This is a genomic window from Mesorhizobium salmacidum (SeqCode), from assembly GCF_037179605.1.
GTDB classification, from domain to species: domain Bacteria; phylum Pseudomonadota; class Alphaproteobacteria; order Rhizobiales; family Rhizobiaceae; genus Mesorhizobium; species Mesorhizobium salmacidum.
In genome coordinates this window covers 1-25,108 of record NZ_JAPYKS010000014.1, presented here as the reverse complement: position 1 = coordinate 25,108, position 25,108 = coordinate 1, and the positions used below count along the sequence as shown (strand labels likewise).

Below are 25,108 nucleotides of genomic sequence, written 5' to 3'. Positions count from 1 at the left end.
TTCATGCCACCGGATCAATCCAGCCATTGGGCGGCCCGAAGCCGGCCATGGCGTCCGCCGGTCCCCACGTCTTCGGCTCGTAAAGATGCGGCGGCGTGGTGTCGCCGAGCACCGGACCGACGATGCGCCAGGCCAGTTCGGCGGCGTCCTGGCGGGTGAAGAGCTGGCCATTGCCGTTCATGGCGTCGCCGATAAGCCGTTCATAGGGCGGCATGTCGCCCTTCGAATCGTCGAGCGCGGTCAGTTCCACCTGCTCGCCGGTCATGTCGTCGCCGGGCGCCTTGCGCTGGGCGCCGATGGCGATCGTCACCTGCGGGTCGATGCGAAAACGGACGTAATTCTGGTCGGTGGGCTTGATCGGATCGAAGACGTCGAGCGGCGGCCGCTTCAGCCGCACCACCACCTCGGTGACATGCACCGGCATGTTCTTGCCGGCGCGGATGAAGAACGGCACGTCCTGCCAGCGCCAGGTGTCGACGAAGAAGCGCACCGCCGCGAAGGTCTCGACCGGCGAGTTCGGCGCCACGCCGGGCTCGGCGAGATAGCCGGTGAACTGGCCGCGCACGACATCGTCTTTCGTCAATGTCCGGATGGCGCGCAGCACCTGCACCTTCTCGTCGATCAGGTCGTCGGCGGAGCGGCCGACCGGCGGCTCCATGGCCAGGAGCAGCAGGATGTTGAGCAGATGGTTCTCGATGACGTCGCGGATAGCGCCGACATCGTCGTAGAAGCGGCCACGGCCTTCGACGCCGAAGTCCTCGGCCATGGTGATCTGCACGCTCTCGACGTAATTGCGGTTCCAGATCGGCTCGAGCAGGGCGTTGGCGAAGCGGAAATAGAGCAGGTTCTGGATCGCTTCCTTGCCGAGATAGTGGTCGATGCGGAAGATCGACTGTTCGTCGAACACGAGGTGCAGCACGCGGTTCAGCCAGCGCGCCGACTGCAGATCGTGGCCGAAGGGCTTTTCCACCATCAGCCGCGCGCCATGCGCGGTGCCCGACTGCTCCAGGCCTTGCACGACTGTCTCGAACATGGACGGCGGCACCGCCATGTAGTGCAGCGGCCGCTGGGCGCTGCCGAGTGCCGTCTTCAGCTTCTCGAACGTGGCCGGATCGCGATAGTCGCCGCTGACATAGCGCAGCAGCGACGCCAGCTTGGCGAACACCTTCTCATCGATGGCGCCGAGCGCGCTGACGATGCCGTCGCGAGCCCGGTCCTGCAATTGCCTCAAATCCCAGGCATCGAAGGCGACGCCGATCACCGGTTCGGTAAGCGTGCCCTTGGCGATCATCTGGTAAAGCGCTGGAAATATCTTCTTGTGGGCGAGGTCGCCGGTCGCTCCGAAGAGCACCAGCGTGTCGGACCGTTCCTGGCTCATGCCTGCGTCTCCCCTGCCGCCGTCACTTGCCGTCCTTCGGCTTTTCGATGTGACCGCCGAAGGCATAACGCATGGCGGACAACAGCTTGTCGGCGAATTCGGATTCGCCTTGCGAGGAGAAACGATCGAACAGGGCCGAGGACAGCACCGGCGCCGGCACGCCGGTGTCGATCGCCGCCTTCAGCGTCCAGCGTCCCTCGCCGGAATCCGAGACCCGGCCGCCGAATTGCGCCAGACCCGGATCGCTCTTCAGCGCGCCGGCGGTGAGATCGAGCAGCCAGGAGCCGATGACGCTGCCATGTCGCCACACCTCGGCCACCTGCGGCAGGTCGACGTCGAACCGGTAGTATTGCGGGTTTTCCAGCGGGCTGGTCTCGGCGTCCGCCATACGCTGCCGCTTGCCGGCATTGGCCGACTTCAGGATGTTCATGCCTTCGGCATAGGCGGCCATGACGCCATATTCGATGCCGTTGTGCACCATCTTGACGAAGTGGCCGGCGCCGCTCGGTCCGCAATGCAGGTAGCCATAGGGCGCGGTGCCGGCGGTCTTGTCCGGGGTGGGCGCGCCGGCATCGGCGCCAGGCGCCAGCGTGGCAAAGACCGAATCGAGGTGCTGCACCGCCACGTCGGGGCCGCCGATCATCAGGCAGTAGCCGCGTTCCAGGCCCCAGACACCGCCGCTGGTGCCGACATCGACAAGGTGGATGCCCTTGGCGGCCAGTTTCGCGGCCTGATCGACAGCGTCGTGATAGTAGGAATTTCCGCCGTCGATGACGATGTCGCCAGGCTCCATCAGCGCCGCGACCTGATCGATGATCTTGCCGGTGATCGCCGCCGGCAGCATCAGCCAGACGCAGCGAGGCTTGGCGAGCTTGCCGACGAATTCCGCCATCGAGGCTGCTCCGGACGCGCCGTCGCTCACCAGCGCCGCGACGCTGGCCGGATTGATGTCGTAGACGACGCATTCGTGGCCGTCGCGCATCAAGCGCCGCACCATGTTGGCGCCCATCCGGCCCAGTCCCATCATTCCGATCTGCATGGCTTCGTCCTGTTTCCTAGAGATTTGCTGGGTTTGTCGAGGAAGGATCTACTGGCTGTCCTGAGCGCCTGACATGACGGAGAAGTCGACATTCTCCCAATCGCCGGTTCCGGGCCAGAAAAAAGTGAAGATCAGCGTGCTTCCGCCGGGGAGGATGGCCGTGGGCAGATCGACAAGGTGGATGCCGAAAGCGTTCTCCCCCGTCTGGCTGTCGTGGGCGGTTGCCCAACTGTCGGTGCTCCAGTGGACAGTGGCTGCTGCCAGCAATTCGATACGCAGCGTCTTGCCGGCCGGCAGCGCGCGGATCTTGTTGTTGAAGCGCCATGTCCTGAATGGCGAAACGGTGTTGTCCTCGATGTAGCGCCTCACGCCTTGCGGCGGCATGTCGAAGACGGCGCCGTCGCGCAGCGAGCGCAACAGCTTGATATGTTCGGAATGCGCCCAGACCAGCGGCATGGCGCTGCCTGATGGCTTGCCATACAACAGTTCGCGCTCGGGAATATCGGCGCCGTCCCAGACCTGTTCGGGCAGCAGGCCGCCGGGTCCGGCCGACCGTTCCAGCGCATCGAGCAGGCGGGCCGCCTTGTCCTTGCGCCCAGCCGCCAGCTCGTAATGGGCGCGTTCGCCGGCGAGCAGCGGCCACGGCCGGCCCTGGCCGGTGCCGTCGAAGGGCGAGCCATCCTCGTGTTCACCATAGCCGTCGCTGTTGTAGCGGTACCAGAGCGGTCCTTGCGGCAGCTCGCAGCGCAACTGCGCGTCGATGGCCTTGACGGTGTCGACGATGCGCGGATCGTCGGCGGCCCTCAGGCCAAAGCGCACCAGGGCCAGTGCGTCCGGGCTGACGATTTCTTCGACCGGCCGTTCCGTGTCGCCGGGCGGCCGGTTCTTGATCGGGACATAGCCATCCTTCGGCGAACCGGCATCGGCGCTGTCGGGCGGCGCGATGCGGACGTAGTAGCCGCCGACGCCCACGGCCCTGCAGATGGCGGTGCCGGTGACATAAGTCCAGCGCTCGACCTGGTCGTTCCAGCAGTCGGCGGTCTCGCGCAGATAGCTTGCCGCGTCCCGCTTGCCGCAGGCATCGAGCAGGTCGGCGCCGGCAAGCAGTGCCGCAATCTCGACGGCCAGCGTGAACGGGCTGTAGCCGGCGTCTTCTTCCCAGCGGTCCTCGCCGGTGACGGGACCATTGCGCACGACATAGGACGCCGCGCGCTCAATCATCGGCAGGAAGGCCCTGAGCCTGTCAGTCGGCAGATGGCCAGCGCGATGCAGGGCATCGGCCAGCAGCATGGGGAAGGCGCATTCGTCCATCTGGATGCCGGGCCAATAGGCGGAGCCGTCGAGCCAGGCGTTCTGCGGCCAATGGCCGTCCGGCTGTTGGATGGAGCGGAGGTATTCCAGGATCTGCAGTGCCGAAGCGGCATCGCCGGCGGCGAGATAGCCGCCCGCCGTTTCGACCAGGTCGCGCGGCCAGACCAGGTGATAGCCGCCGAGATCGTCGTCACCTTTGTCGAACCCCCACGGAATCGACAGGCTGGCCACCGCCGCGCCCGGCATGGCCGATGACCGGTGGGTGGCCAGCATCGCGGTGGAGACGCGGTAGCTGTTTACTCCCGGCACCCCGGGCGTCCGGTCGCGGTCCAGTGGCAGCAGCCCCGCCTGCCATTTGCGCCATTTTTCGACATAGGATTTCGCCGCCGGTTCAAAACCCCGTTTCAGGCTGGCGAAGGCGTTTTCGGCCGCTTCGTCTGGAGTCGCGCCAAAACCCAACGCCAACACGGCTTTTGTGTTGACGGCGGTGAAACCGATCTCGCCGGTCAGCGCTACATTGCCGTCCTCGGCGCGCCGCCAAGCCGGATCGAGCTTGCCGGCATGGTTCAGTTGCTGCCAACCGTCGGAGAAGCCGACATAGCCGGCCGAACAATCCCGCCAGGGCAGCGACGAGGCCAGCGCCAGGCAGGTGCCGCGCCCCGAGGCAAACAGGACAGGCTTTCCCTGGTACTCGCCGACCCAGGCGGTGTTGCCCATGCCGGCATTGACCAGATGCGGCGCCAGAAGCGCGTAGACGCGGTAGTCGGCGACGGAGCCCTTCAGCGGGTTGAAGGTGATCTCCTGCAGCAAGGTCGGGCGCGCCGGATCGGCCAGAATGCGCTTCTCGATCCGGTAGGCGCCGTCATCGGCCGTGTTGGCCAGCCTGTAGGCGGGCACGCCGTCCTCGAACGGCTCGATGCCGTGCGCGGCATCCCGCTTCTCCTCGGAGAAATATCCATCCCTGCGGGTGACGATCAGGCCGAGGTCGCGCGTGCAAGCGCTGTCGACGCGCGGATAGTACACCTCGTTCAGGATGCCGTGGCTGATGGTGAACCAGACGCGACTGGACGGCGAAAGCGCCGATCCGACGCCGCTCTTGGCACTAGAGGTCCAGCGCGCGGGAATTCCCGGTGCGCCCGGCGGCACAGTCGGCGTCATGCTTGTTCGCTCTCCTGGCCCGTATGCCTAGCCATCAACCGGAGCCATTTCAATCAGCGCACCGCAAGTTGATCGCCGGCGTACATCGGATTGCGGTTGACAGCCCGCCGGCCTTCTGCACTTTTGTCTGACAATAGATAAAAAACAGGATCGCAACCGCGAAATCGTCGACAACCAAACTGATCAGCAACTCTCGGGAGGAGTATCACATGAAGAAGCTATTGGTTCTCAGCACGCTTGCGGCGGTGCTCGCAGCAGGTACGGCTTTGGCCGACACCAGCGGCAAGAAGATCGCGTTCTCCAACAATTACGCCGGCAATTCGTGGCGGCAGGCGATGCTCGACAGCTACGGCATCGTCACCAAGAAGGCGGTCGACGACAAGATCGTCGGCGCGGCCGATGTCTTCACCACCGCCGACAAGGAGGTGCCGACCCAGGCCGCTCAGGTGCAGAACCTGATCCTGCAGGGCTATGACGCCATCGTCATCAACGCCGCCTCGCCGGATGCGCTCAACGGCGCCATCAAGCAGGCCTGCGACGCTGGGATCACCGTCGTTTCCTTCGACGGCACCGTAACCGAGCCTTGCGCCTACCGCGTCGTCGTCGACTTCAAGGACATGGGCAAGCAGGAAGTCGAGCATATGGCCAAGTTCCAGCCCAAGGGCGGCAATCTGCTTGAAATCCGAGGCCTGGCCGGCACTTCGATCGACGACGCCATCCATGCCGGTATCCTCGAGGGCGTTGCCGCCCATCCCGAGTTCAAGATCGTCGGCTCGGTCACCGGTGACTGGGACCAGACCACGGCGCAGAAGGCGGTGGCGACCATCCTGCCGTCGCTGCCCGACATCGTCGGCATCGTCGACCAGGGCGGCGACGGCTATGGCGCCGCGCAAGCCTTCGCCGCCGCCAACAAGCCGCGCCCGACCATCATCATGGGCAACCGGCAGGACGAATTGAAGTGGTGGAAGGAACAGAAGGACAAGGACGGCTACCAGACCTGGTCGGCCTCGATCGCGCCTGGCGTGTCGACGCTCGCCTTCTGGGTGGCGCAGCAGGTGCTCGATGGCCGCAAGGACATCCCGCACGATCTGCTGGTGCCGTATCTCGCCTTCACCCAGGACGATTTCGAGGCGGCCCTGCCGAAGATCAAGGAGGGCGGTGTCGCCACCCACGAATACACGCAGGAAGATGCCATCGCGGCGATCAAAGCCAATATCAAGTGAAAGTCGCACACGCGTTGCCGCGCGCACCACTGAACGGATATCGTTGAGCATGGCTGCAGGCAATACGGACGTCATCAGACTGAGCGGCGCCGAAAAACAATTCGGCGCCGCCAATATTGACATCGTAAGACTTGACGGTGCCGAAAAGCATTTCGGCGCCGTCAGGGCGCTGGGCGGGGTGGATTTCCATGTCGGATCCGGCGAATGCGTCGGCCTCGTCGGCCATAACGGCGCCGGCAAGTCGACGCTGATGCACATGGTGGCCGGCACCTCGACGCCCGACAGCGGGACGATCGGGGTGCATGGCGGTATCGAAGAGAACTACTCGGTGTCGCGAGCGCAGCAGCTCGGCATACGCTGCGTGTTCCAGGAGCTCTCGCTCTGTCCCAATCTCAGCGTCGCCGAAAACACGCGCATCAACCATGCTTCGCTCTCCGGCTTCGGCTGGCGGCGCAGGGCGGCCGAGCTGATCGCCGCCAAGCTCGATGAGATCTTCCCGGACCATGGCATCTCGGCCTGGGACATTGTCGGCGATCTCTCGATCGGCCGGCGCCAGATGGTCGAGGTGGCGCGCGCCTTCACGGTGACACAGGACCGGCTCGACCTGGTCATCCTCGACGAGCCGACCTCGTCGCTCGACGCGCACACGGCCGGCCAGCTGCTGGCTTTCGTGCGCCGCTTCGTCGCCGGCGGCAAAAGCTGCATCCTTATCTCGCACGTGCTGGGTGAAGTGTTGCGGAACGCCGACCGCATCGTCGTGATGCGCGACGGCAAGGTGGTGGCGTCGGACGCGGCTGGTGCCTTCGATCGCGACCGGCTGGTGACGGTGATGGGCGGAGCCGAGGCGCGCGAGAAGATCGCCGCACAGGCGGCTGCCGCCAAGCCAGGCGCCAGTCCGCTGCGCGTCCGGGCGCGGCCCGCCGGGCAGACTGACGGCAAGGACCTTGTCGCCCGCGCGGGCGAGATCATCGGCCTTGCCGGGCTGGCCGGGCACGGACAGACCGACTTGCTGCTGCGGATCTTTAATGCCGCCGCGCGCGCCAAGGCCGGCATCGAGGTCACGGCGCCGGTGGCGCTGGTGGCGGGCGACCGCCAGTCGGACGGTATTTTTCCGCAATGGTCGATTGCGCAGAATATCGGCATCCGCTCGCTGGCGCGTCTGCGCAACGGGTTGCTGATCTCGCCGCGGCGCGAGGCGGAGCTCGCCGATGCCTGGAAGAAGAAGATCGGCATCCGCACGCCTGACATGAACAACAACATCTTCTCGCTGTCGGGCGGCAACCAGCAGAAGGCCCTGTTTGCCCGCGCACTGGGCTCCGATGCCGAAATCGTGCTGATGGACGATCCGATGCGCGGCGTCGACATCGGCACGAAGCTGGAGGTCTACGACCTCGTGCGCGAAGAAGCGGGTCGCGGCCGCACCTTCCTCTGGTACACGACCGAAACCGAAGAGCTCGACAATTGCGACCACATCTATGTCTTCAAGAACGGCCGCATCGTCGCCAATTTGACGCGCGACGAGCTGACCGAGGAGAAGATCATCCAGTCCTCCTTCGGCGATGCGGCCTGAAATGACGGCGACGCCAATTGACAATGGCTTCAAGGGGTCGGCGGCACGCAATGCGGCGGCGCGGGCGCGGCTGTTGCGTGGCCTGCTGCCGGCGCTGTCGCTGGCGCTGGTGTTGGCGGCAATCGCCTGGCTCAACCCGCGCGCCATCAGCTATTTCGGCTTCAGCCTGATGCTGAACCTGGCGATTCCGATCGCGCTGGCGACGATCGCGCAGATGTTCGTCATCGCCGGCAACGAGCTCGACCTCTCGATCGGCACCTTTGTCGGCTTTGTCGGCTGCGTCACCGCGACCTGGCTGAAGGACGCACCGCTCATCGGCGTCCTCATTCTCGTCGGATCGATCGGCATTTATGCGCTGCTCGGCGCGCTGATCCACATGCGCAACCTGCCCTCGATCGTGGTGACGCTCGGCATGAGTTTCGTCTGGCAGGGGCTGGCCATCCTCGTCCTGCCCAAACCCGGCGGCAAGGCGCCGGACTGGCTGCTGGCGATCATGTCCTTCAAGCCGCCCTTCATTCCGTTTCCGATCATCGCCGCGCTGCTGATCGCCGCGGTCGTGCATTTTGGTTTGATGCGCACCTCCTACGGCGTGATCCTGCGCGGCTCCGGCGGCAATCCGGCGGCGCTGCGACGCGCCGGCTGGTCGCTGCTCAAGACCAAGATCGTGCTGTTCGCGCTGGCCGGTCTTTTCGGCGTGCTGTCGGGCATGGCGCTGATCGGCATCACCACCTCGGCGGATGCGAATATCGGCAATGGCTACACGCTGCTGGCCATCGCCGGCGTCATCCTCGGCGGCGGCGAGTTCGTCGGCGGCCGGGTCTCGCCGATCGGTGCTGTCATCGGCGCGCTGACGCTGGCGCTGGCCGCCTCGCCGCTGCTCACCTTCATGCACATTCCGCCCGACTGGCAGGTGGCCGCCAACGGCGCCATCCTGATCATCGTGCTGGCGGCGCGCGTGCTGATCAGCCGCAGGGAAAGGTGAGCGATGGCTTCGCTGAAAAAGCTGCTCACAAAACCGTGGATCTGGTCGTTTGTCGGTGCGCTGCTGGTGTGGCTGGCGACGATCGCCTTCACCGGCGGCTATGGCGGCGGCGGCATGGTCACGGCCGCATTGTCGCTTGCCGTGTTCACCGTCATCGTCGGCGTCGGCCAGATGTTCGTCATCACGCTCGGGCCCGGCAATGTCGACCTGTCGCTGCCGGCCAATATCGGCTTGGCAAGCGCGGTTGCCATGAAGGTGATGGGCGGCAGCGATGCCATGATCGTGGTCGGACTGCTGGCGGCGCTCGCCTGTGGTGCCGCGATCGGCGTCATCAACTATCTGCTGATCTGGGCGCTGCGCATCCCGCCGATCATCGCGACGCTGTCGGCGAGCTTCATCATCCAGTCGGTCGACATCAGCTATGGGCGCGGGCTGCAGATCAAGCCGCCGCCCGGCTTCGCCGATTTCACCAACTGGCAGGTGCTCGGCATTCCCGTGCTGGCGATCCTCACCGTGCTGTTCACCATGGGTGCGGCCATCGCCTTGCAGCGCATGATCTACGGCCGCTCGGTGCTGGCGATCGGCCAGAACATCCGTGCCGCTTGGCTGGCCGGCGTCAAGGTCGGGCGCATCCGCTTCCTCACCTACACGCTTTCGGGGGCGCTCGGCGGCATCGACGGCGCGCTGCTCGCCGGCTATTTCCGCGGCGCCAATGTCGATATCGGCAACGAATATTTGCTCGCTTCGATCGCTGTCGTCGTCATCGGCGGCACGTCGGTGGCCGGCGGCAAGGCCAATGTGCCCGGCGTCTGGGGCGCGGCGCTGTTCCTGGTGCTGCTGCTCACCATGCTCAACACATTCGGGGTCAGCGCCGGCGTGCGGTTGCTGCTGACGGGGCTGATCATCGTTGGGGTGATCACGGCGGCGGGTGGCGAGAAGGCGGTGCGCTGACTGCAACGTCTAGGGCGCGACCTCAGCCTGTCGGGCCAACAATTGGACCAGCCGGTTCCCATTCGCAGCGTGGCCTAGTAAACCGGTCCGCGATCTCAGTCGGTCTCGGAGGCTCCGCTTGTCCAGTTCTGTCAGTGTCGCGAATGAGGGTGGCGTCGCCATCCTCACCATCGACAATCCGCCAGTCAACGCGCTGAGTTTTCACGTCCGCGAGCCACTAACGCAGGCGCTGATCGCTTTGCAGGAGGAGGCATCGGTCGTGGCGATCGTCATTGCCTGCGCCGGCCGGACCTTCGTTGCCGGCGCCGACATCACCGAATTCGGCAGGCCGGTGCAGCAGCCTGACCTGCGTGCCATCGTGGCGGCGCTCGAAGCCATCGCCAAGCCAACGGTGGCCGCCATTCACGGCACAGCGTTCGGCGGCGGGCTGGAACTGGTGCTAGGCTGCCATTTCCGCGTTGCCGATCAAGGCGCAAAACTCGGCCTGCCCGAAGTGAAGCTCGGCCTCCTGCCGGGCGGCGGTGGCACGGTGCGGCTGCCGCGTCTTGTTGGTGCCGTGAAGGCCCTGAGGATGATCGGTTCCGGCACACCGATCGGCGCGGACGAGGCGCACGGGGCCGGCCTGGTCGACGCCGTCTTCGCGGGCGATCTGACCACCCACGCCGTGAATTTCGCCCGCGAAATGGCCCGCAAGGGTGGTCCGTTCACGCCGGTGCGTGATCGCGATGAGGGACTTAGGGAAACCGATCTGGCGGCCTTCGATGCCGAGGCGGCGGATTTGGCTGGGAAGGCGCGGGGCCTGGAAGCGCCGATCGCCTGCGCTCAGGCGGTGCGCAATGCCGTCACGCTGCCCTTCGACGAGGCGCTGGCGGCGGAGCGGGCGCTGTTCGTCAAGCTCGTCGCCAGCGACCAGTCGCGCGCGCAGCGGCATCTGTTCTTCGCAGAACGCGAGGCGGCCAAGCTTCCCGGCAATGTCGTCAAACGCAGGATCGCCCGCGTCGGCGTTATCGGCGCCGGCACGATGGGCGGCGGCATCGCCATGGCTTTCGCGAATGGCGGCTTTCCCGTCACCTTGCTGGAAACCAGCCAGGAAGCGTTGCAGCGGGGGCTGGCGACGGTCGAGAAGAATTACGCCGTCTCCGTCGCGCGCCGCTCCTTGAGCGAAGACGCCAAGCGGCAGCGGCTCGGTCAGTTCAAAGGCTCGATCGACCATGCCGATCTCGCGGATTGCGACCTGATTGTCGAGGCGGCGTTCGAGGACATGGCAGTCAAGAAAGAAATCTTCGGCAAGCTCGACGCGGTGGCCAGGCCGGGCGCTATCCTTGCCACCAACACCTCCTATCTCGACATCGACGAGATCGCCGCCTCGACCTCGCGGCGGCAGGATGTGCTCGGGCTGCATTTCTTCTCGCCGGCCAACGTCATGAAGCTGCTGGAGATCGTGCGCGCCGAAAAGACCGCGCCGGATGCGCTGGCGACCGTGGTCGATCTGGCGAGGCGGATCGGCAAGGTGGCTGTCGTCGTCGGCGTCTGCCACGGTTTCGTCGGCAACCGCATGCTGGCGGCGCGTGGCTCGGAATTGGAAGCGCTGCTGCTGGAGGGCGCGATCCCCAACCGGATCGACAAGGCATTCATCGATTTCGGCTGGCCGATGGGGCCGTTCCAGATGGGCGACCTGGCCGGCCTCGACATCGGCTGGCGCAACCGCAAGGCGCGCGGCCTGACGGCCGTCATCGCCGACACGCTGTGCGAACAGGGCCGTTTCGGCCAGAAAAGCGGTCGTGGCTTCTATCTCTACGAGAACGGTTCGCGCACGCCGGTACCCGATCCCGAGGTCGAGGCGCTGATCCGTGACAAGGCCGCCGAGAAGGGCATCGCGCCGCGCACGATCAGCGCCGACGAGATCATCGAACGCACGCTCTATCCCCTGGTCAACGAGGGGGCGAAGATACTGGAGGAAGGGATTGCTGCCCGCGCCTCCGACATCGACGTCGTCTGGGTCAATGGCTACGGCTTTCCCGTCGGCAAGGGCGGTCCGATGTTCTGGGCCGGCCTGGAAGGCGGGGCCAGGATCGTCGAGCGGCTCGAATATTGGCACGAGCGGACCGGCAAGGATGTTTTCAAGCCAGCGCCTTTGCTCAAGCGGATGGCCGAGACCGGCTCCTGGGAAACCGGGTCAACAGCCGGGATCCGAGGGTAGTCAGCGGCCTGCGGGAATCATCGGATCCGCGCGTCGATGATCTCGACGAAGCGGGCGAAAAGGCCGGCCTGCGACTTGATCTTGAGCTTGCGGTAGATGTTGCGGCGATGGACCTTCACGGTTCCCGGCACGATGCGCATGGCCCTGGCGATCGACTCGGTGGAGTGTCCCTGCAGCACCAGATCGACGACGTGTTTTTCGCGCGGCGTCAGCGACAGGCTTTTCCAGATATGGGCGCGGTCGAACTCGTTGACCGCGGCTATTTCCTCGTCCTGCTTCGTCTCGGCCGGCTCGTCGGCGGGAAGGGCAGGCCAGCGCAATCGGATGAAGCTGATCACGGTCGGCGCCATGTCGCGCAGCAGCCTGGCATCGGCGGTGCCGAACGGGCCGGAAGCGCTGAGCCGCATCAGCGACAGCACCAGCGCGTCCTTGCCCGGCAGCGGCACGAAGAAGCCGACTTCCTCGGCTAGCCTGGTCTGGCTGTAGTAGGAGCGGAAATATTCGCTGGCGTAGAAACGATCAGGCGCGAGTTCCCGCATGCGCCAGAACCCTTCCTTGCGCTCGACCGCCGCGTGATGGAACGGGTCGAGCAGGTAGGGCCCTTCCTGATAGAGCGCGACGAAGACGTGGCTTTCGACCGGTGTGAACGTCTCGAACAGCAGCGACGGGCGCGCGGCGCCGCGATAGCCGAAGATCACGCAGTGGTCGAAGCCGACATGCTGCCGCAGCCAGTCGACCATCGCCTGGCCGAAAAGGTCGCCGCTCGTCTCCCGCGTCGCCGCGACAAGGGTGGCGAGCCGGCTGTATTCGTCACTGCGGGATCCACTCAATCCATACCCCCTCAAATGAGAAAATAGATCAGATATACCACCTGCGAGGTATATACTAGCTGCCATTGGCTCTGGTAGCGTCTTGAAATCACATCGTCCTGTCGCTGGAGCCCGCAGCCTTGACCGCAGTGCCCGACATCGAATTTCGCGGCGTCACCAAGCGCTATGGCGCGGTGACCGCGGTCAGCGGCATCGATCTTGCCGTGCCACCGTCCGCCTTCGTTGCCCTGCTTGGACCGTCCGGCTGCGGCAAGACGACTTGCCTGCGCATGATCGGTGGCTTCGAGCAGCCGAGCGAAGGCCAGGTGTTCATCCGCGGCCAGGACATGGCCGGCACGCCGCCCTACCGGCGGCCGGTCAATATGGTGTTCCAGCAATATGCGCTGTTCCCGCATCTCGACGTGGAAGCCAACGTTTCCTATGGCCTGCGCCAGGCAAGGCCACGGCTGTCGTCGCGCGAGATCGGCCGGCGGTCCGGCGAAGCGCTCGAAATGGTGCGGCTCGCCGGCTATGGCGGCCGCAAGATCCACGAACTGTCCGGCGGCCAGCAGCAGCGTGTCGCGCTGGCGCGCGCGCTGGTCAACAAGCCGGCGGTGTTGTTGCTCGATGAGCCGCTGGCGGCGCTCGACAAAAAGCTACGCACCGACATGCAGATCGAGCTGCAGAACCTGCAGCGCGAGATCGGCATCACCTTCGTGCTGGTCACCCACGACCAGGAGGAAGCGCTGTCGATGAGCGATTTCGTCTGCGTCATGAATGGCGGGCGCATCGTCCAGCTCGGCCAGCCGAGCGAGATCTATGACGAGCCGGCCGACCTGTTCGTGGCCGATTTCGTCGGCAAGACCAATCTGCTTCCCGGCAAGGTTGCCGGTCATGCGGGTGACCTTGTCAGCGTGGCGCTGGCGGACGGCACCGTCATTGCGGCGCGCAAGCGCACTGCCCTGCAGCAGGGCGAGGCCGTCTCGATCAGCCTGCGTCCTGAATCACTCAGCCTTGGTGCGCCGACAAGCGGTCCGCTCAAGGGCGTCGTCCGCAACCGGATTTTCCTGGGCTCGACGGCGGAATACGCGATCGAGGTCCAGGGCATCGGCACTTTGCTCGCCAAGACTGATCACCTGATCGGCCAAGGCAATCTCTTCAAGCCGGGCGAACCCGTCGCCATCGGCTATGCCTCCGGAACGCCGCTGGCGTTTCCGGAAACCAAGAACAACGGGACCAACCAGAGGGTAAACAAACATGTCGAAATCATATCGTGACGGACTGCCGATAAGCCCCGAGAATTTCGTCGACCAACTGATGCGCCTGAAGCGTGGCTCAATCGGCCGCCGCGACTTCCTCGGCCTCACCGGACTCGGCATCGCGACGGCGGTGATGGCGCGCGAGATCGGCATCATGCCGACGCCGGCTTTCGCCGCCGAAAGCCTTGGTGACCGTATGTCGATCGCCACCTGGCCGAACTACCATGACCCGCAGACCTTCGAAAACTTCAAGAAGGACACCGGCGTCGCCGTCGAGGTCAACGTGTTCGGCTCCAACGAGGAGATGCTGGCCAAGCTGCAGGCCGGGGCCTCGGGCTGGAGCCTGTTCGTGCCGACCAATTATACGATCTCGACCTACAAGAAGCTCGGCATCATCGAGCCGCTGGAGATGGCGAAGCTGCCGAATTTCGACGGCACCCAGGAAGATCCGCGCTTCACCTCCGAGGGTACCATCGATGGCACTATTTACGCCGTGCCGAAGAACTGGGGCACGACGGGTTTTGCCGTCAACACCAAGAAGCTCACCAAGCCGATGACGAGCTGGAAGGAATTCTGGGATACCGCCATGGCCGAGGGCGACGGCCGCACCATGGTGCATGACTACCAGCTCACGACTATCGGCAATGCGCTGAAATATTACGGCTATTCGTTCAATTCGCTGAAACAGGACGAGCTCGCCAAGGCGGAGGAGTTGCTGCTGAAGGTCAAGCCGCACCTGTTCGCCGTATCGTCCGACTACCAGCCGGGCATGCGCGCGGGCGACGCCTGGATGACGATGTGCTGGACCAATGACGGCGCGCAGCTGCATCGCGACATTCCCGAGATCGCCTATGTGCTTGGCAAGGAAGGCGGCGAGATCTGGACCGATTTCTATGCCATCCCGAAGGATGCGCCGAACAAGCCCGCCGGCTATGCGTTGCTCAACTATCTGATGAACCCGCAGGTCGCGGTGAAGGAGCACCTGGCCAATGGCGCGCCTTCGACCGATGCGCGGGTCAACAAGCTGCTGCCCAAGGAGGTGCTCGACAATCCGATCCTCTATCCGGCGGCGGACCTGTTAACGCCGCTCGAATTCGGCGCGGCGGCGACGCTGACCGATCCGGGCCGCGCCGAGCTGATGGCGCGCTTCAAATCGGCTTGAGACTGGCCAGGACAAAGACAATCGACCGGCGGGCCCATGTCCGCCGGTACCGAGGCGGTTTTTCAAATGCACGGCAACAGATTTCGGCATAATTTCCTGACTGCCTTGCTGCTCGCGCCGGCGACAGTATGGCTGGTGGTGTTCCTGGTGCTGCCGTTCATCGCCATCGCCGTGTTCAGCGTCGGTGAGCGGGCGCCCGAGGGCGGCTATCAGGCGGCCTTCACGCTGGCGCAATACGCCAATCTTCCGGCGCGGGCGACCGCGTTCTGGAACACGATGGTGCTGGCGCCGGTGGGTGCGCTTGCCTGCCTGCTCGTTGCCTATCCGGTCGCCTATTACCTCGCCTTGCAGGCGCCGCAGCGCTGGCGGCTGATCCTGCTCGCGCTGGTCGTCATTCCATTCTGGACGAGCCTTTTGATGCGGACCTATGCCTGGATGTACATTCTGGGCGGACGCGGCATACCGGCGCTGCTCGCTTTTGCAGGCATCGAGGATGTCAGGCTGATCAACACGCCGGGCGCCGTCCTGCTCGGCATCGTCTACGGCTATCTGCCGCTGATGATCCTGCCGATCTATGTCAGCCTCGAGCGGCTCGACCGAAGGCTGCTGGAAGCCTCCGCCGATCTCGGCGCGACGCCATTATCGACCTTTCTGGGCGTGACCCTGAAATTGTCACTGCCGGGCGTGATGACCGGCTTCTCGCTGGTCATGATCCTGCTGCTTGGCGAATATTTGATCCCGACGCTGCTTGGCGGCGGCAAGGTGTTCTTCATCGGCAATGCGCTGGTCGATCTGTTCCTGCAGTCGCGCAATTGGCCATTCGGGTCGGCCATCGCGATCACGCTGGTGCTGGTTTCGGTGGTGGTGCTGATTGCCGCCAACCGCATCTCGACCCGGGTCTCGGGCGCCCGCAGGGTGGACCTGATCTGATGCGCGCCTTCGTCATTGCCGTCTTCGCCTTCCTCTATTTGCCGATCGTGCTGGTCGTGCTGTTCTCCTTCAATGCCGGCCACCATGCCAGCGAGTTCACCGGCTTCTCCGTGCAATGGTATGGCAAGGCGCTGTCCAACCCGTTCCTGGTCGAGGCGCTGAAGAACAGCCTGTTCATTGCCAGCACCAGCGCCCTGCTCGCGGCGGTGTTCGGCACTGCGGCAGCCCTCGGCCTGGCGCGTGTCGGCATCAGAACCCGCGCCGTCTTCGACGGGCTGCTCGGCGCGGCGATCGTCGTTCCCGGCGTCGTCATCGGCATCTCGACGCTGGTCGCGCTTGTCCAGCTGTTCGCGGTCGTCAATCCGTTCCTCGCCTCAGTCTGGCCCGGCGACCAACCGCCGCGCCTGTCGCTCGGCTACGGCTCGATCATCGCCGCGCATGGCCTGTTCTCGATGGCGCTGGTGGCGATGATCGTCGGCACGCGGCTGGGCAGCCTCGACCGCAATCTGGTCGAAGCGTCGAGCGACCTCTACGCCACGCCGCTGACGACGTTCCGCTCGATCGTCCTGCCGCAGATCATGCCGGCGGTGGTCGCCGGTTTTCTACTCGCCTTCACCTTCTCCTTCGACGATTTCATCGTCGCCTTCTTCGTCGCCGGCGCGCAGACGACGTTGCCGATCTATGTCTTCGCCTCCATCCGGCGCGGCGTGACGCCGGAGATCAACGCCGTCGCGACCATCGTGCTCGTCGCTTCCGTCCTGCTCGTGGTGCTTGCCCAATGGCAGCTGCGCCAGCGCAGGCCATCAAACTGAAAGCCGCTCCATGATCCTCAAAGACCGCATTGCCGTGGTGACCGGCGCCGGCTCCGGCATCGGACGTGCTGGCGCCATGATCATGGGCAGGGAAGGCGCCATGGTCGTCATCGCCGACAAGGATGCGGCCAACGGTGAGGCAACGGCGTCAGACATTCGGGCATTGGGCGGCCGGGCCGAGGCCATCGCCACCGATGTCGGCGAGGACGCGGCTGTTGAGCAACTCATAACCGGCACGCTGGAAAAGCATGGGCGCATCGACATCCTGCACAATCATGCCGGCATCCAGGTCGGCGGCACGCTGACCGAGGTCGAGACCGACGGCATGGATGCCTCCTGGCGGGTCAATGTGCGGGCGCAATTCCTGGCGGCCCGGATCGTCATGCCGTCGATGATCGCGCAAGGGGGCGGCGTCATCCTCAACACGGCTTCGAATTCGGGCGTCTTCTACGACCGCGAGATGATCGCCTATGCGACGTCGAAACATGCCGTGGTGGCGATGACCAGGCAGATGTCGCTCGACTATGCCCGGCACAATGTGCGCGTCAACGCGCTCTGCCCGGGCTGGGTCGACACGCCCTTCAACGAACCGTTCATCGCCCAGATGGGCGGACGCGCGGCGATCGAAACCTATGTCCGCACCAAAATCCCGATGGGGCGCTGGGCCGTGGCCGAAGAGATCGCCGAGGCGATCCTGTTTCTCGTGTCGGACCGATCGTCCTTCATGACCGGCCAGGCGCTGGTGATCGACGGCGGTGAAAGCATTGGCTGAGACCTCTGCTTTTATCTATCGACCTACCTATTTCAGCCCCCTTTTTCCTGCGGTTTCGCGTGGCGCCGGACGGCACAAGACCAAGGTCTGGCTGGCATGGGACTTCAGTGCCATTGCAAGTCAAAGGCAGTGAATTCCGTTGCTTTTCAGTGTCTTACGTTTCCGGCTTGGCGCCCGCTCTCGGATTGCGACCGCGTTTGTTTAAAGTTTACCGGGTACAATTAGCGATTTCTCATACGCAGATGGTTTAGCGGTGGGCGAGAACGCGATTCCCGAGGAGATTACCATGACAAACCGGAAAACTCTGTTCGCGGCGCTGGCCGCATTGGCGCTTCTGGCGTCTCCGGCGCTCGCCGGCAATGGGCATGGCAACGGCGGCGGCAATGCTGGAGGCAATGGCGGCGGCAACGGCAATTCCGGGGGCAACGGCAATAGCGGCACCCACGGGAATAGTGGCGGCAACAGCGGCGCTTCGCACGGCAAGTCGTCGTCGGCACCGGGACGGGCAGCCAAGACGGAAACGGACATCACGGCCAGCACCACGGTCGATACAGAAGTCTCGTCGAAGCAGAAGAACATCCACGCCAAACTCGGCCGGCTGAACTCGCTGCAGCGCAACATCAACGCCTATATGAACTCCAAGAGCAAGAAGTTCGGTGCCATTCAGGCATTCGTGACCCAATCGGCGAAAGCCAAGAATGCACAGGCTGCGGCTGCGGCGGCCGCCACCACGGCTGCCGCTGCCCAGGCCCAGCTGGATGCGCTGAATTCGCAGCTGAGCGCACTGACGTCGCTGTCGCAGGCCGAGATCGACGCTATGACACCCGAACAGCAGGCGGCCCTGCCTGGGCAGATATCGGCCTTGCAGGCCGATGTCACAGCTCAGCAGGCTGTGGTCGCCGCCGATAATGCGGCTGCCGACGAAGCCGCGGCCGCGGCAACCGCGGCAGCGGTCGGCACCGATGACGCATCGCTCGACGCGGCGCTGACGGACATGGCCAACAAGCCTGTCGACGCCGAGGTCACGGCCTGGGCCCAAGGCGTCCTTGCCGGCAAGATCGACCAGACGGCGGCCAAGCTTCAAGCGGGAACGACGCCGTAGCGGATCGTCACTGAAAAGGCGGTAGCCAGTCAAAGACGATGCCGCTGGGCTTCGCCCGGCGGCATTGTTTTTCCTGCTCGCGCGCCCTGGTCGAAGCGATCGATGCATAAGAGCACAACAGCCGCGTGGAGTTGCCGGGCGCCATTCTTCATACGTGTTTGCGGCCGCCGGTCTCGCGGAACCAGCTGTCGGGATAGGGATACCACCAGTCCTGGATTGCCGGCCTGTGGTCGATGATGACCATCTTGGAACGGCGGAAGGCATCGAGACCCTGGCGCCCGAGTTCGCGGCCGAGGCCGGAAGCCTTCCAGCCGCCGAAGGGCAGGGCGTCATTGTCGATCAAGGGGTTGTTGACCCAGACCATACCGGCCTCGAGCCGTTCGGCCGCCTCATGCGCTTCGGCGAGATCCGTGGTGAACACCGAAGCGCCAAGCCCGAACGGGCTGTCATTGGCGAGCCGGATAGCCTCGTCGAAATCCTTCACCCGGCAGATCGCGGCGACCGGGCCCGAAACACTCTTCGCGCACGATCGCCATATCCGGCGTGACGCCGGCCAGGATGGTCGGTTCGTAGAACCAGCCGGTATTGTGCGCCGGTGGAATGCGGCCGCCGGTGACGGCCTTGGCCCCGTGGGCAATGGCATCGTCGACCGTCGTGCGCTGGGAAGCCGACACCGGTTATGTCCTGGCGATCGACCTCGCCGCGCAGCCGGCGATGTCAGCCGAATTGCCCGCCGCCGAGGAAGACGAGCTTGCCGAAGCCATCCTGCGCGACCGGTCGGCGCGGCGCCTGGACCAGACAGTGACCGTCGCCGGGCTGATGCGGCGCTACGGTGCTGAGCGGAAGACGGTATTAAAATCTCTGAATAGACTGACCGAAGAAAACTTTCTCGATCGCGCACCCGGTCAATCCTGGCTGTTCCGCCGTGCGCCGGACGATCCGGGGGTGCAAGGCGAAAGCTACGAGTTCCGGCTTTTGCTGGAGCCGGCGGCGATTCTGACGCCGGGGTTCCGGCTGGACGGCGCGCGCCGCGATGTTGCGCCAGGCCATGGAGGCGCTTTCGGCGCTGCCCGACGCCGCGTTCGACACCGGCGAATTCCAGCGGCTCGACATCGATTTCCACGGCATGAGCGCCGAGGGCTGCGCCAACCGTTCGTCGCCGACGCGCTGGCCGATCACCTCAGGCTGCGCCGGCTGCCGGGCATCTATGCCGGCGTCAACGTCTTCCGGCTGAAGCAATCGCTGCGCGAGCACCTGAACATACTCGACCATCTCGAAAGCCGGCAGTATGAAGTGGCTGCCGATCTGCTTCGCATCCACCTGCGGCTCTCCCGCAGCCAGCGACCGCAAGCTGCCAGCCGCGGCGCCCCCGCGCTGTTCGGCATCATCAGCCGGCCGGATTGAAGAGGATTAATTGACGCGTAAAGCGAGACCGACCATCGCGCTGTTTCCCGAAGCCAGTTCCGGGGCGGCGTTGAATTGCGTCGGCATCGCGCAGGCGCTACGCGCGAAGGGCGCGCGGCCGGTTTTCATCTGCCATGCGGGGTTTTCCGGCGTCTTTGCCGACTACGGTTTCCAGGAATACCAGCTGCCGACCGAAGAGCCGCTGAGCGACAGCGAGCGCCAGAGCTACTGGCAGGCCTTCGTGCGCCGGCACCTGCCGCATTTCAAGCTGAGCCCGATCGACCAGATCGAAACCTACGTCGCGCCGACCTGGCAGGCGATCGTCGACACGGCGGTCAATGCCGAGGCGCCGCTGCGCCAATTGCTGGCGCGGCTGAAGCCCGACGCCGTGGTGCTCGACAATGTCATCATGTTCCCGGCGATAGCCGCAGCCGGCTGCCCGTGGGTGCGCGTCGTTTCCTGCGCCGAGACGGAGCTGCCGGACGCCGAAGTGCCGCCCTATCTGTCCGGGCTTGCCGCCGATGATCCGCAACGCGAGGCCTTCGAGGCCCGCTATCTCCAGGCTTCGGCTCCGGCGCATGACCGCTTCAACCGTTTTCGCGCGGATTGCGCCGTGGCGCCGCTGCCCAAGGGCCTGTTCCTGGAAGCCTCGCCCGATCTCAATCTGCTCCTGACGCCTTCGATCGTGCGGCGCGAACGCGCCGAGCCGCTCGACCCCGAGCGCTTCGTCTATCTCGAAGGCTGCGTGCGTTCGGAAGGGCCCTTCGAGGTGCCGGTTTTCCCGCGCAATGGCGGGCCGCTGGTCTATGTCAGCTTCGGCAGTCTCGGCGCGATGGATGTCGGCCTGATCGAGCGCATGCTTGCCGTCTTCGACCGGCTGCCGGCGCGCTTCATCGTCAATGTCGGCGGCTTGCGTGACGCCTATCGGGCGGTGCCCGACAATGTCTATCTCGACGCTTGGTTTCCGCAGCCCTCGGTGGTGGCGAAGTCGGACCTGTTCATCCACCACGGCGGCAACAACAGCTTTTGCGAAGCGCTGCGTTTCGGTGTGCCGTCGCTGATCATGCCCTATTGCTGGGACGGACATGACAATGCGCAACGCGCCGGAGAGACCGGCGTCGGCGACCATATCGGCCGTGACGGCTGGACCGAAGGAGGATTGGAGAGAGCCATTCTCGGCCTGCTGGCCGATGACGCCATGCGCGCCCGCCTCAGGAACAATGCAGCCGAGATGGCGCTGAAACCCGGAACGGACGTGGCCGCGCAAGCCATACTCTCGCTGATACGGACATGAACGAAATGCTCGATAAGAACACGAATACCGCAATCAACGACCCCAAGTCCTGGCTCACGCAGCACGGCATCAACGACGTCGAGTGCCTGGTGCCCGACATGAATGGCGTGCTGCGCGGCAAGGCGCTGCCGACGGCCAAATTCCTCAAGGCGCTGGAAGACCGCGCGCTCTATTTGCCGAGCAGCGCATTCCTGGTCAGCATCGATGGCCGCTATTCCGGCTCTATCGACGAGGGTTTTGCCTATTCGGACCCGGACATGCGCATGGTGCCCGATGTCTCGACGCTGTGCCTGGCGCCGGGCGCTGGCGCTGGCAAGGCCTACGTCTTTGCCGACGCCTTCCACATGGACGGCAGGCCGTGGATGGCCTCGCCGCGCCATGTGCTGCGCGCCGTGCTCGATCTCTACCGCCAGCGCGGCTGGCGCGCGGTGGTGGCGCCGGAGCTCGAATTCTACCTCACCGCGCGCAATCCCGATCCGGACAGACCGCTGACCGCCCCGCTCGGCGCCAATGGCCGCGCCGAGGGCGTGCAGCATCCCTATGACATGGCGGCGCTCGAGGAGTTCGAGCCCGTGATCCGGCGTATCTATGCCCATTCAGCGGCGGCCGGCCTGCCGCTCGACACGCTGATCCATGAATCGGGCACGGCGCAGCTGGAGATCAACCTGCTGCATGGCGACGCGCTGCCGCTGGCCGACCAGGTGCTTTTGTTCAAACGGTTTACGCGCCAGGCCGCGCAGCAGTGCGGCATGCATGCGACCTTCATGGCCAAGCCGATCGCGGCCCAGGCCGGCAGTTCGATGCACCTGCACATGTCCGTCGTCGACGAGGCCGGCAACGCGCTTTTCGCCAGCAGCGACGATGCCGACACCGCGATGTTCGGCCATTTCATCGGCGGCCTGCAGAAATATATTCCCGAAATCATGCCACTGTTCGCGCCCAACGTGAACTCGTTCCGCCGCATCCGGCCCAACCACAGCGCGCCGGCCAACATCGAGTGGTCGCATGACAACCGTTCCTGCGGGCTGCGCGTGCCGGCGGGAGGGCGCGCCGTAAGGCGGATCGAGAACCGTCTGCCGGGTGCGGATTGCAATCCCTATCTGGCGATCGCCGGTTCGCTGCTTGCCGGCTATCTGGGCGTCGAGCAGAAGCTTTCGCGATCGGCCGAGGCGTCGGGCAATGCCTACAAGATCAGGAGCACGCTGCCGAAGACCATGGAGGAAGCGCTCGACCGCTTCACGGCTTGCGATCCGGTGCGGGAACTGCTGGGTGAGGACTTCTTCCAGACCTATCTGCGCGTCAAGAGTGTCGAGCTCGACCTGTTCCAGAGCGTGGTGACGAGCTGGGAGCGCGACCACCTGTTGCTGAAGGTGTGATCATGGCATCTTCAACGGGTTTCAATTCCGGTCTCGATATCGGCAAATCCTACTACGTCGCCACCGCCAATCCGGCACCGGACCATCCGGCGCTCGCCGGCGATGTCGATGCCGACCTGGTCGTCGTCGGCGGCGGCTGCACTGGCCTGTCGGCCGCCCTTCACGCCGCCGAGCGCGGCCTCAAGGTGGTGCTGCTCGAAGGCGGCAGGATCGGTTGGGGTGCGTCGGGGCGCAATGGCGGCCAGATGATCCCCGGCCTGCGCAAGGGCGCCAAGGGTCTGGTCAAGCTCTATGGCCCGGAACGGGCCAAGGTGCTGTTCGACCTCGCCTTCGAGGCGCGCGGACTGGTGCTCGACATCATCGAGCGCCATGCCATCGATTGTGATCTCAGGCTGACCGGCCATCTGGTCGGTGCGGTCAACGGCTCCGACCTCAGGGATCTGGAAGAAGAGGCCAGGTGCCTCGAGAGCGTGATGAAATTCCGCGACGTCGAGATTCTCTCGGCGGTGGACGCGCGGGCCAAGGTCGACACGCCTTATCATGGCGCCATGTATGAGCCGCTCGGTGGTCACATGCATCCCTTGAACTACACGCTCGGGCTTGCCCGCGCGGCCGTCGCGGCCGGCGTCACCATCCACGAGAATTCGGTGGCCGTGAAGCTGGAGCGGCAGCCGTCGATCCGGGTTTCGACGGCAAAGGGATCGGTCCGTGCCAGACATGTCGTGCTGGCGGGCGATGCGCTGCTCAACGGGCTGGAGCCGCGCGTCAACAGCCGCATCATGCCGGTCGGCAACTACATCGTCGCCACTGAGCCGCTGGAGGGCGCTCGCAACGTCATCCCCGCCAATGTCGCGGTGTCCGACACACGCTTCGTCGTCAACTATTACCGCATGTCGGCGGATGGACGCCTGCTGTTCGGCGGCGGCGAACGCTACACACCGTCACCGCCGGCCGATATTGCCGGCTTCGTGCGACCGCACATGGAAAGCACCTTCCCGCAGCTGAAGGGATGCCGCATCGACCACGCCTGGGGCGGACTGGTGTCGGTGACAACGTCGCGGCTGCCGCATGTCGGGCACTATGGTGAGGTCTATTTCGCGCATGGCTATTCCGGCAAGGGCGTCATCCTGTCGACGCTGTCGGGCAAGCTGCTCGCCGAAGCGATCACCGGCGATGCCTCGCGGCTCGACCTGTTCTCGACGCTGACGCCGATGCCGTTCCCAGGTGGGACGGCCTTGCGCGGGCCGCTCTATGTGCTGGGAATGCTGTGGTACGCGATGCGGGATAGGCTCAAGCATTGAGGGGCGCTGTCCCGCCGACGTCGGGAAGTCCAACAAGGCCTCTCAGACCAAAAAGAAATCCTGCTAGAAGATACCACATACGGTACTTTTGTTCGCAATGTGAACTTTGTTGAATCCTGAGGGCCGCTGCGATGGTCAAGTTCCTGCCGCTCAAACAGGCCGTGGCCGAGAACCTCAGCAATGGCGACACGGTTGCCTTCGAAGGCTTCACCCATCTGATCCCGACGGCGGCGGCGCATGAGGCGATCCGCCAGGGGTTTCGCGAGCTGACCCTGATCCGCATGACGCCCGACCTGATCTACGACCAGATGATCGGCATGGGGATGGCGAAAAAAATCGTCTTCTCCTATGTCGGCAACCCCGGCGTCGGCCTTCTGCGGCGAGCCCGCGATGCGATCGAGAACGGTTTTCCCCGGTCGATCGAGATTGAGGAACACAGCCACGCCGGGATGGCCAACGCCTATGAAGCGGGTGCGGCCGGACTGCCCTGTGCCGTGTTTCGCGGCTATCGCGGTGCGGGGCTGGCTGACGTCAATCCCAACATCAGGTCGGTCACCTGTCCGTTCACCGGCGAGGTGCTGGCGGCGGTCCCTTCGATCCGGCCCGATGTTACCTTCATCCATGCGCAGAAGGCCGACAGGAAAGGCAATGTGCTGGTCGAAGGCATCATCGGCATCCAGAAGGAAGCCGTGCTGGCGGCCAAACGCGCCGTGGTCACGGTGGAGGAAGTCGTCGACAATTTCGACGACCTGCACCCCAATTTGACCGTGCTGCCGCGCTGGACGATTTCGGCGATCTCGGTCGTGCCCGGCGGCTCGCATCCATCCTATGCGCACGGCTACTATGTCAGGGACAATGCCGCCTATCTCGAATGGGATGAGATCGCCGCTGACCGCGAGAAATTCCAGGCGTGGATGCAGGCGAATGTCATCGAAAGAACCACCGATGATTTCGCGGCCCGCGTCGAACATCTGAGGAAAGCGGCATGAGCCAGCTCGCCTTTGCCCCCAACGAGATGATGACGATCGCCGCCAGCCGTGCGTTGAAGAACGACGATGTCTGTTTCGTCGGCATC

The 25,108-nt window shown here is 64.8% G+C and carries 20 protein-coding genes and 2 pseudogenes; 17 read left to right on the top strand and 5 right to left on the bottom strand.

Annotation, left to right across the window (positions count from 1 at the left end; all coding sequences use genetic code 11):
• Window position 1: 1 nt before the first annotated feature.
• The 3 genes from zwf to O7A60_RS19220 are packed head-to-tail and all read right to left on the bottom strand — an operon-like array spanning window position 2 to window position 4,886.
• Window positions 2-1,378: a glucose-6-phosphate dehydrogenase gene (zwf, locus tag O7A60_RS19230; protein WP_140510242.1), complete on the bottom strand. Its 1,377-nt coding sequence runs from the start codon at window positions 1,376-1,378 to the stop codon at window positions 2-4.
• Window positions 1,379-1,400: 22 nt separating this feature from the next.
• Window positions 1,401-2,417 carry a phosphogluconate dehydrogenase (NAD(+)-dependent, decarboxylating) gene (gene gnd / locus O7A60_RS19225; protein WP_337107583.1) on the bottom strand — a complete coding sequence of 339 codons (1,017 nt, stop codon included), beginning with the start codon at window positions 2,415-2,417 and terminating at the stop codon, window positions 1,401-1,403.
• Window positions 2,418-2,465: 48 nt separating this feature from the next.
• Complete coding sequence (locus O7A60_RS19220) at window positions 2,466-4,886, bottom strand: glucan 1,4-alpha-glucosidase (protein WP_337107582.1); 2,421 nt, start codon at window positions 4,884-4,886, stop codon at window positions 2,466-2,468.
• A 209-nt stretch (window positions 4,887-5,095) separates the two neighbouring features.
• On the opposite strand from O7A60_RS19220, the gene O7A60_RS19215 reads away from it, so the two are divergent.
• From O7A60_RS19215 to O7A60_RS19195, 5 genes are all read left to right on the top strand, one after another.
• Window positions 5,096-6,109, top strand: a complete 1,014-nt coding sequence (locus O7A60_RS19215) for an ABC transporter substrate-binding protein (RefSeq protein WP_027144586.1) — start codon at window positions 5,096-5,098, stop codon at window positions 6,107-6,109.
• Between the two features lie 49 nt (window positions 6,110-6,158).
• Window positions 6,159-7,679 carry a sugar ABC transporter ATP-binding protein gene (locus O7A60_RS19210; RefSeq protein WP_337107581.1) on the top strand — a complete coding sequence of 507 codons (1,521 nt, stop codon included), beginning with the start codon at window positions 6,159-6,161 and terminating at the stop codon, window positions 7,677-7,679.
• A gap of 1 nt (window position 7,680) precedes the next feature.
• Window positions 7,681-8,661, top strand: a complete 981-nt coding sequence (locus O7A60_RS19205; protein WP_337107580.1) for an ABC transporter permease — start codon at window positions 7,681-7,683, stop codon at window positions 8,659-8,661.
• A gap of 3 nt (window positions 8,662-8,664) precedes the next feature.
• On the top strand, window positions 8,665-9,612 hold the full coding sequence (locus tag O7A60_RS19200) for an ABC transporter permease (protein ID WP_337107579.1): 948 nt from the start codon (window positions 8,665-8,667) through the stop codon (window positions 9,610-9,612).
• A gap of 118 nt (window positions 9,613-9,730) precedes the next feature.
• A complete protein-coding gene (locus O7A60_RS19195; RefSeq protein ID WP_337107578.1) occupies window positions 9,731-11,812 on the top strand; it encodes a 3-hydroxyacyl-CoA dehydrogenase NAD-binding domain-containing protein in 2,082 nt (693 codons plus the stop codon).
• Between the two features lie 17 nt (window positions 11,813-11,829).
• Here the strand turns inward: O7A60_RS19195 and O7A60_RS19190 are convergent, their stop codons facing one another.
• Window positions 11,830-12,642: a response regulator transcription factor gene (locus O7A60_RS19190; protein WP_337107577.1), complete on the bottom strand. Its 813-nt coding sequence runs from the start codon at window positions 12,640-12,642 to the stop codon at window positions 11,830-11,832.
• Between the two features lie 119 nt (window positions 12,643-12,761).
• Between O7A60_RS19190 and O7A60_RS19185 the strand changes: the two genes are divergently transcribed.
• From O7A60_RS19185 to O7A60_RS19160, 6 genes are all read left to right on the top strand, one after another.
• Entirely contained in the window at window positions 12,762-13,898 is a 1,137-nt protein-coding gene (locus O7A60_RS19185; protein ID WP_337107576.1) for an ABC transporter ATP-binding protein, read from the top strand.
• Window positions 13,879-15,042: an ABC transporter substrate-binding protein gene (locus O7A60_RS19180; RefSeq protein ID WP_337107575.1), complete on the top strand. Its 1,164-nt coding sequence runs from the start codon at window positions 13,879-13,881 to the stop codon at window positions 15,040-15,042. The genes O7A60_RS19185 and O7A60_RS19180 overlap by 20 nt, the downstream gene beginning before the upstream one ends.
• A 66-nt stretch (window positions 15,043-15,108) precedes the next feature.
• Window positions 15,109-15,972: an ABC transporter permease gene (locus tag O7A60_RS19175; RefSeq protein WP_337107574.1), complete on the top strand. Its 864-nt coding sequence runs from the start codon at window positions 15,109-15,111 to the stop codon at window positions 15,970-15,972.
• Window positions 15,972-16,784, top strand: coding sequence for an ABC transporter permease (locus O7A60_RS19170; RefSeq protein WP_337107573.1), 813 nt, complete (start codon window positions 15,972-15,974; stop codon window positions 16,782-16,784). The genes O7A60_RS19175 and O7A60_RS19170 overlap by 1 nt, the downstream gene beginning before the upstream one ends.
• A 10-nt stretch (window positions 16,785-16,794) precedes the next feature.
• Window positions 16,795-17,556, top strand: coding sequence for an SDR family NAD(P)-dependent oxidoreductase (locus O7A60_RS19165; RefSeq protein ID WP_337107572.1), 762 nt, complete (start codon window positions 16,795-16,797; stop codon window positions 17,554-17,556).
• Window positions 17,557-17,842: 286 nt separating this feature from the next.
• A complete protein-coding gene (locus tag O7A60_RS19160) occupies window positions 17,843-18,658 on the top strand; it encodes a hypothetical protein (RefSeq protein WP_027144575.1) in 816 nt (271 codons plus the stop codon).
• A gap of 148 nt (window positions 18,659-18,806) precedes the next feature.
• Here O7A60_RS19160 and O7A60_RS19155 read toward each other — a convergent pair.
• Window positions 18,807-19,308, bottom strand: a pseudogene (locus O7A60_RS19155) (aldehyde dehydrogenase family protein); the annotation flags it as partial.
• A 4-nt stretch (window positions 19,309-19,312) separates the two neighbouring features.
• Between O7A60_RS19155 and O7A60_RS19150 the strand changes: the two are divergent.
• The 6 genes and pseudogenes from O7A60_RS19150 to O7A60_RS19125 all read left to right on the top strand — a co-directional run.
• Window positions 19,313-20,062, top strand: coding sequence for a GntR family transcriptional regulator (locus O7A60_RS19150; RefSeq protein ID WP_337107571.1), 750 nt, complete (start codon window positions 19,313-19,315; stop codon window positions 20,060-20,062).
• Between the two features lie 10 nt (window positions 20,063-20,072).
• Window positions 20,073-21,356: a glycosyltransferase gene (locus O7A60_RS19145; RefSeq protein WP_337107570.1), complete on the top strand. Its 1,284-nt coding sequence runs from the start codon at window positions 20,073-20,075 to the stop codon at window positions 21,354-21,356.
• A 5-nt stretch (window positions 21,357-21,361) separates the two neighbouring features.
• Window positions 21,362-22,732, top strand: coding sequence for a glutamine synthetase family protein (locus O7A60_RS19140; RefSeq protein WP_337107707.1), 1,371 nt, complete (start codon window positions 21,362-21,364; stop codon window positions 22,730-22,732).
• 2 nt (window positions 22,733-22,734) lie between these two features.
• Complete coding sequence (locus tag O7A60_RS19135; protein WP_337107569.1) at window positions 22,735-24,033, top strand: NAD(P)/FAD-dependent oxidoreductase; 1,299 nt, start codon at window positions 22,735-22,737, stop codon at window positions 24,031-24,033.
• A 131-nt stretch (window positions 24,034-24,164) separates the two neighbouring features.
• On the top strand, window positions 24,165-25,022 hold the full coding sequence (locus O7A60_RS19130; RefSeq protein WP_337107568.1) for a CoA transferase subunit A: 858 nt from the start codon (window positions 24,165-24,167) through the stop codon (window positions 25,020-25,022).
• A pseudogene (locus O7A60_RS19125) lies at window positions 25,019-25,108 on the top strand (CoA-transferase subunit beta); the annotation flags it as partial. The gene O7A60_RS19130 and the pseudogene O7A60_RS19125, both read left to right, overlap by 4 nt.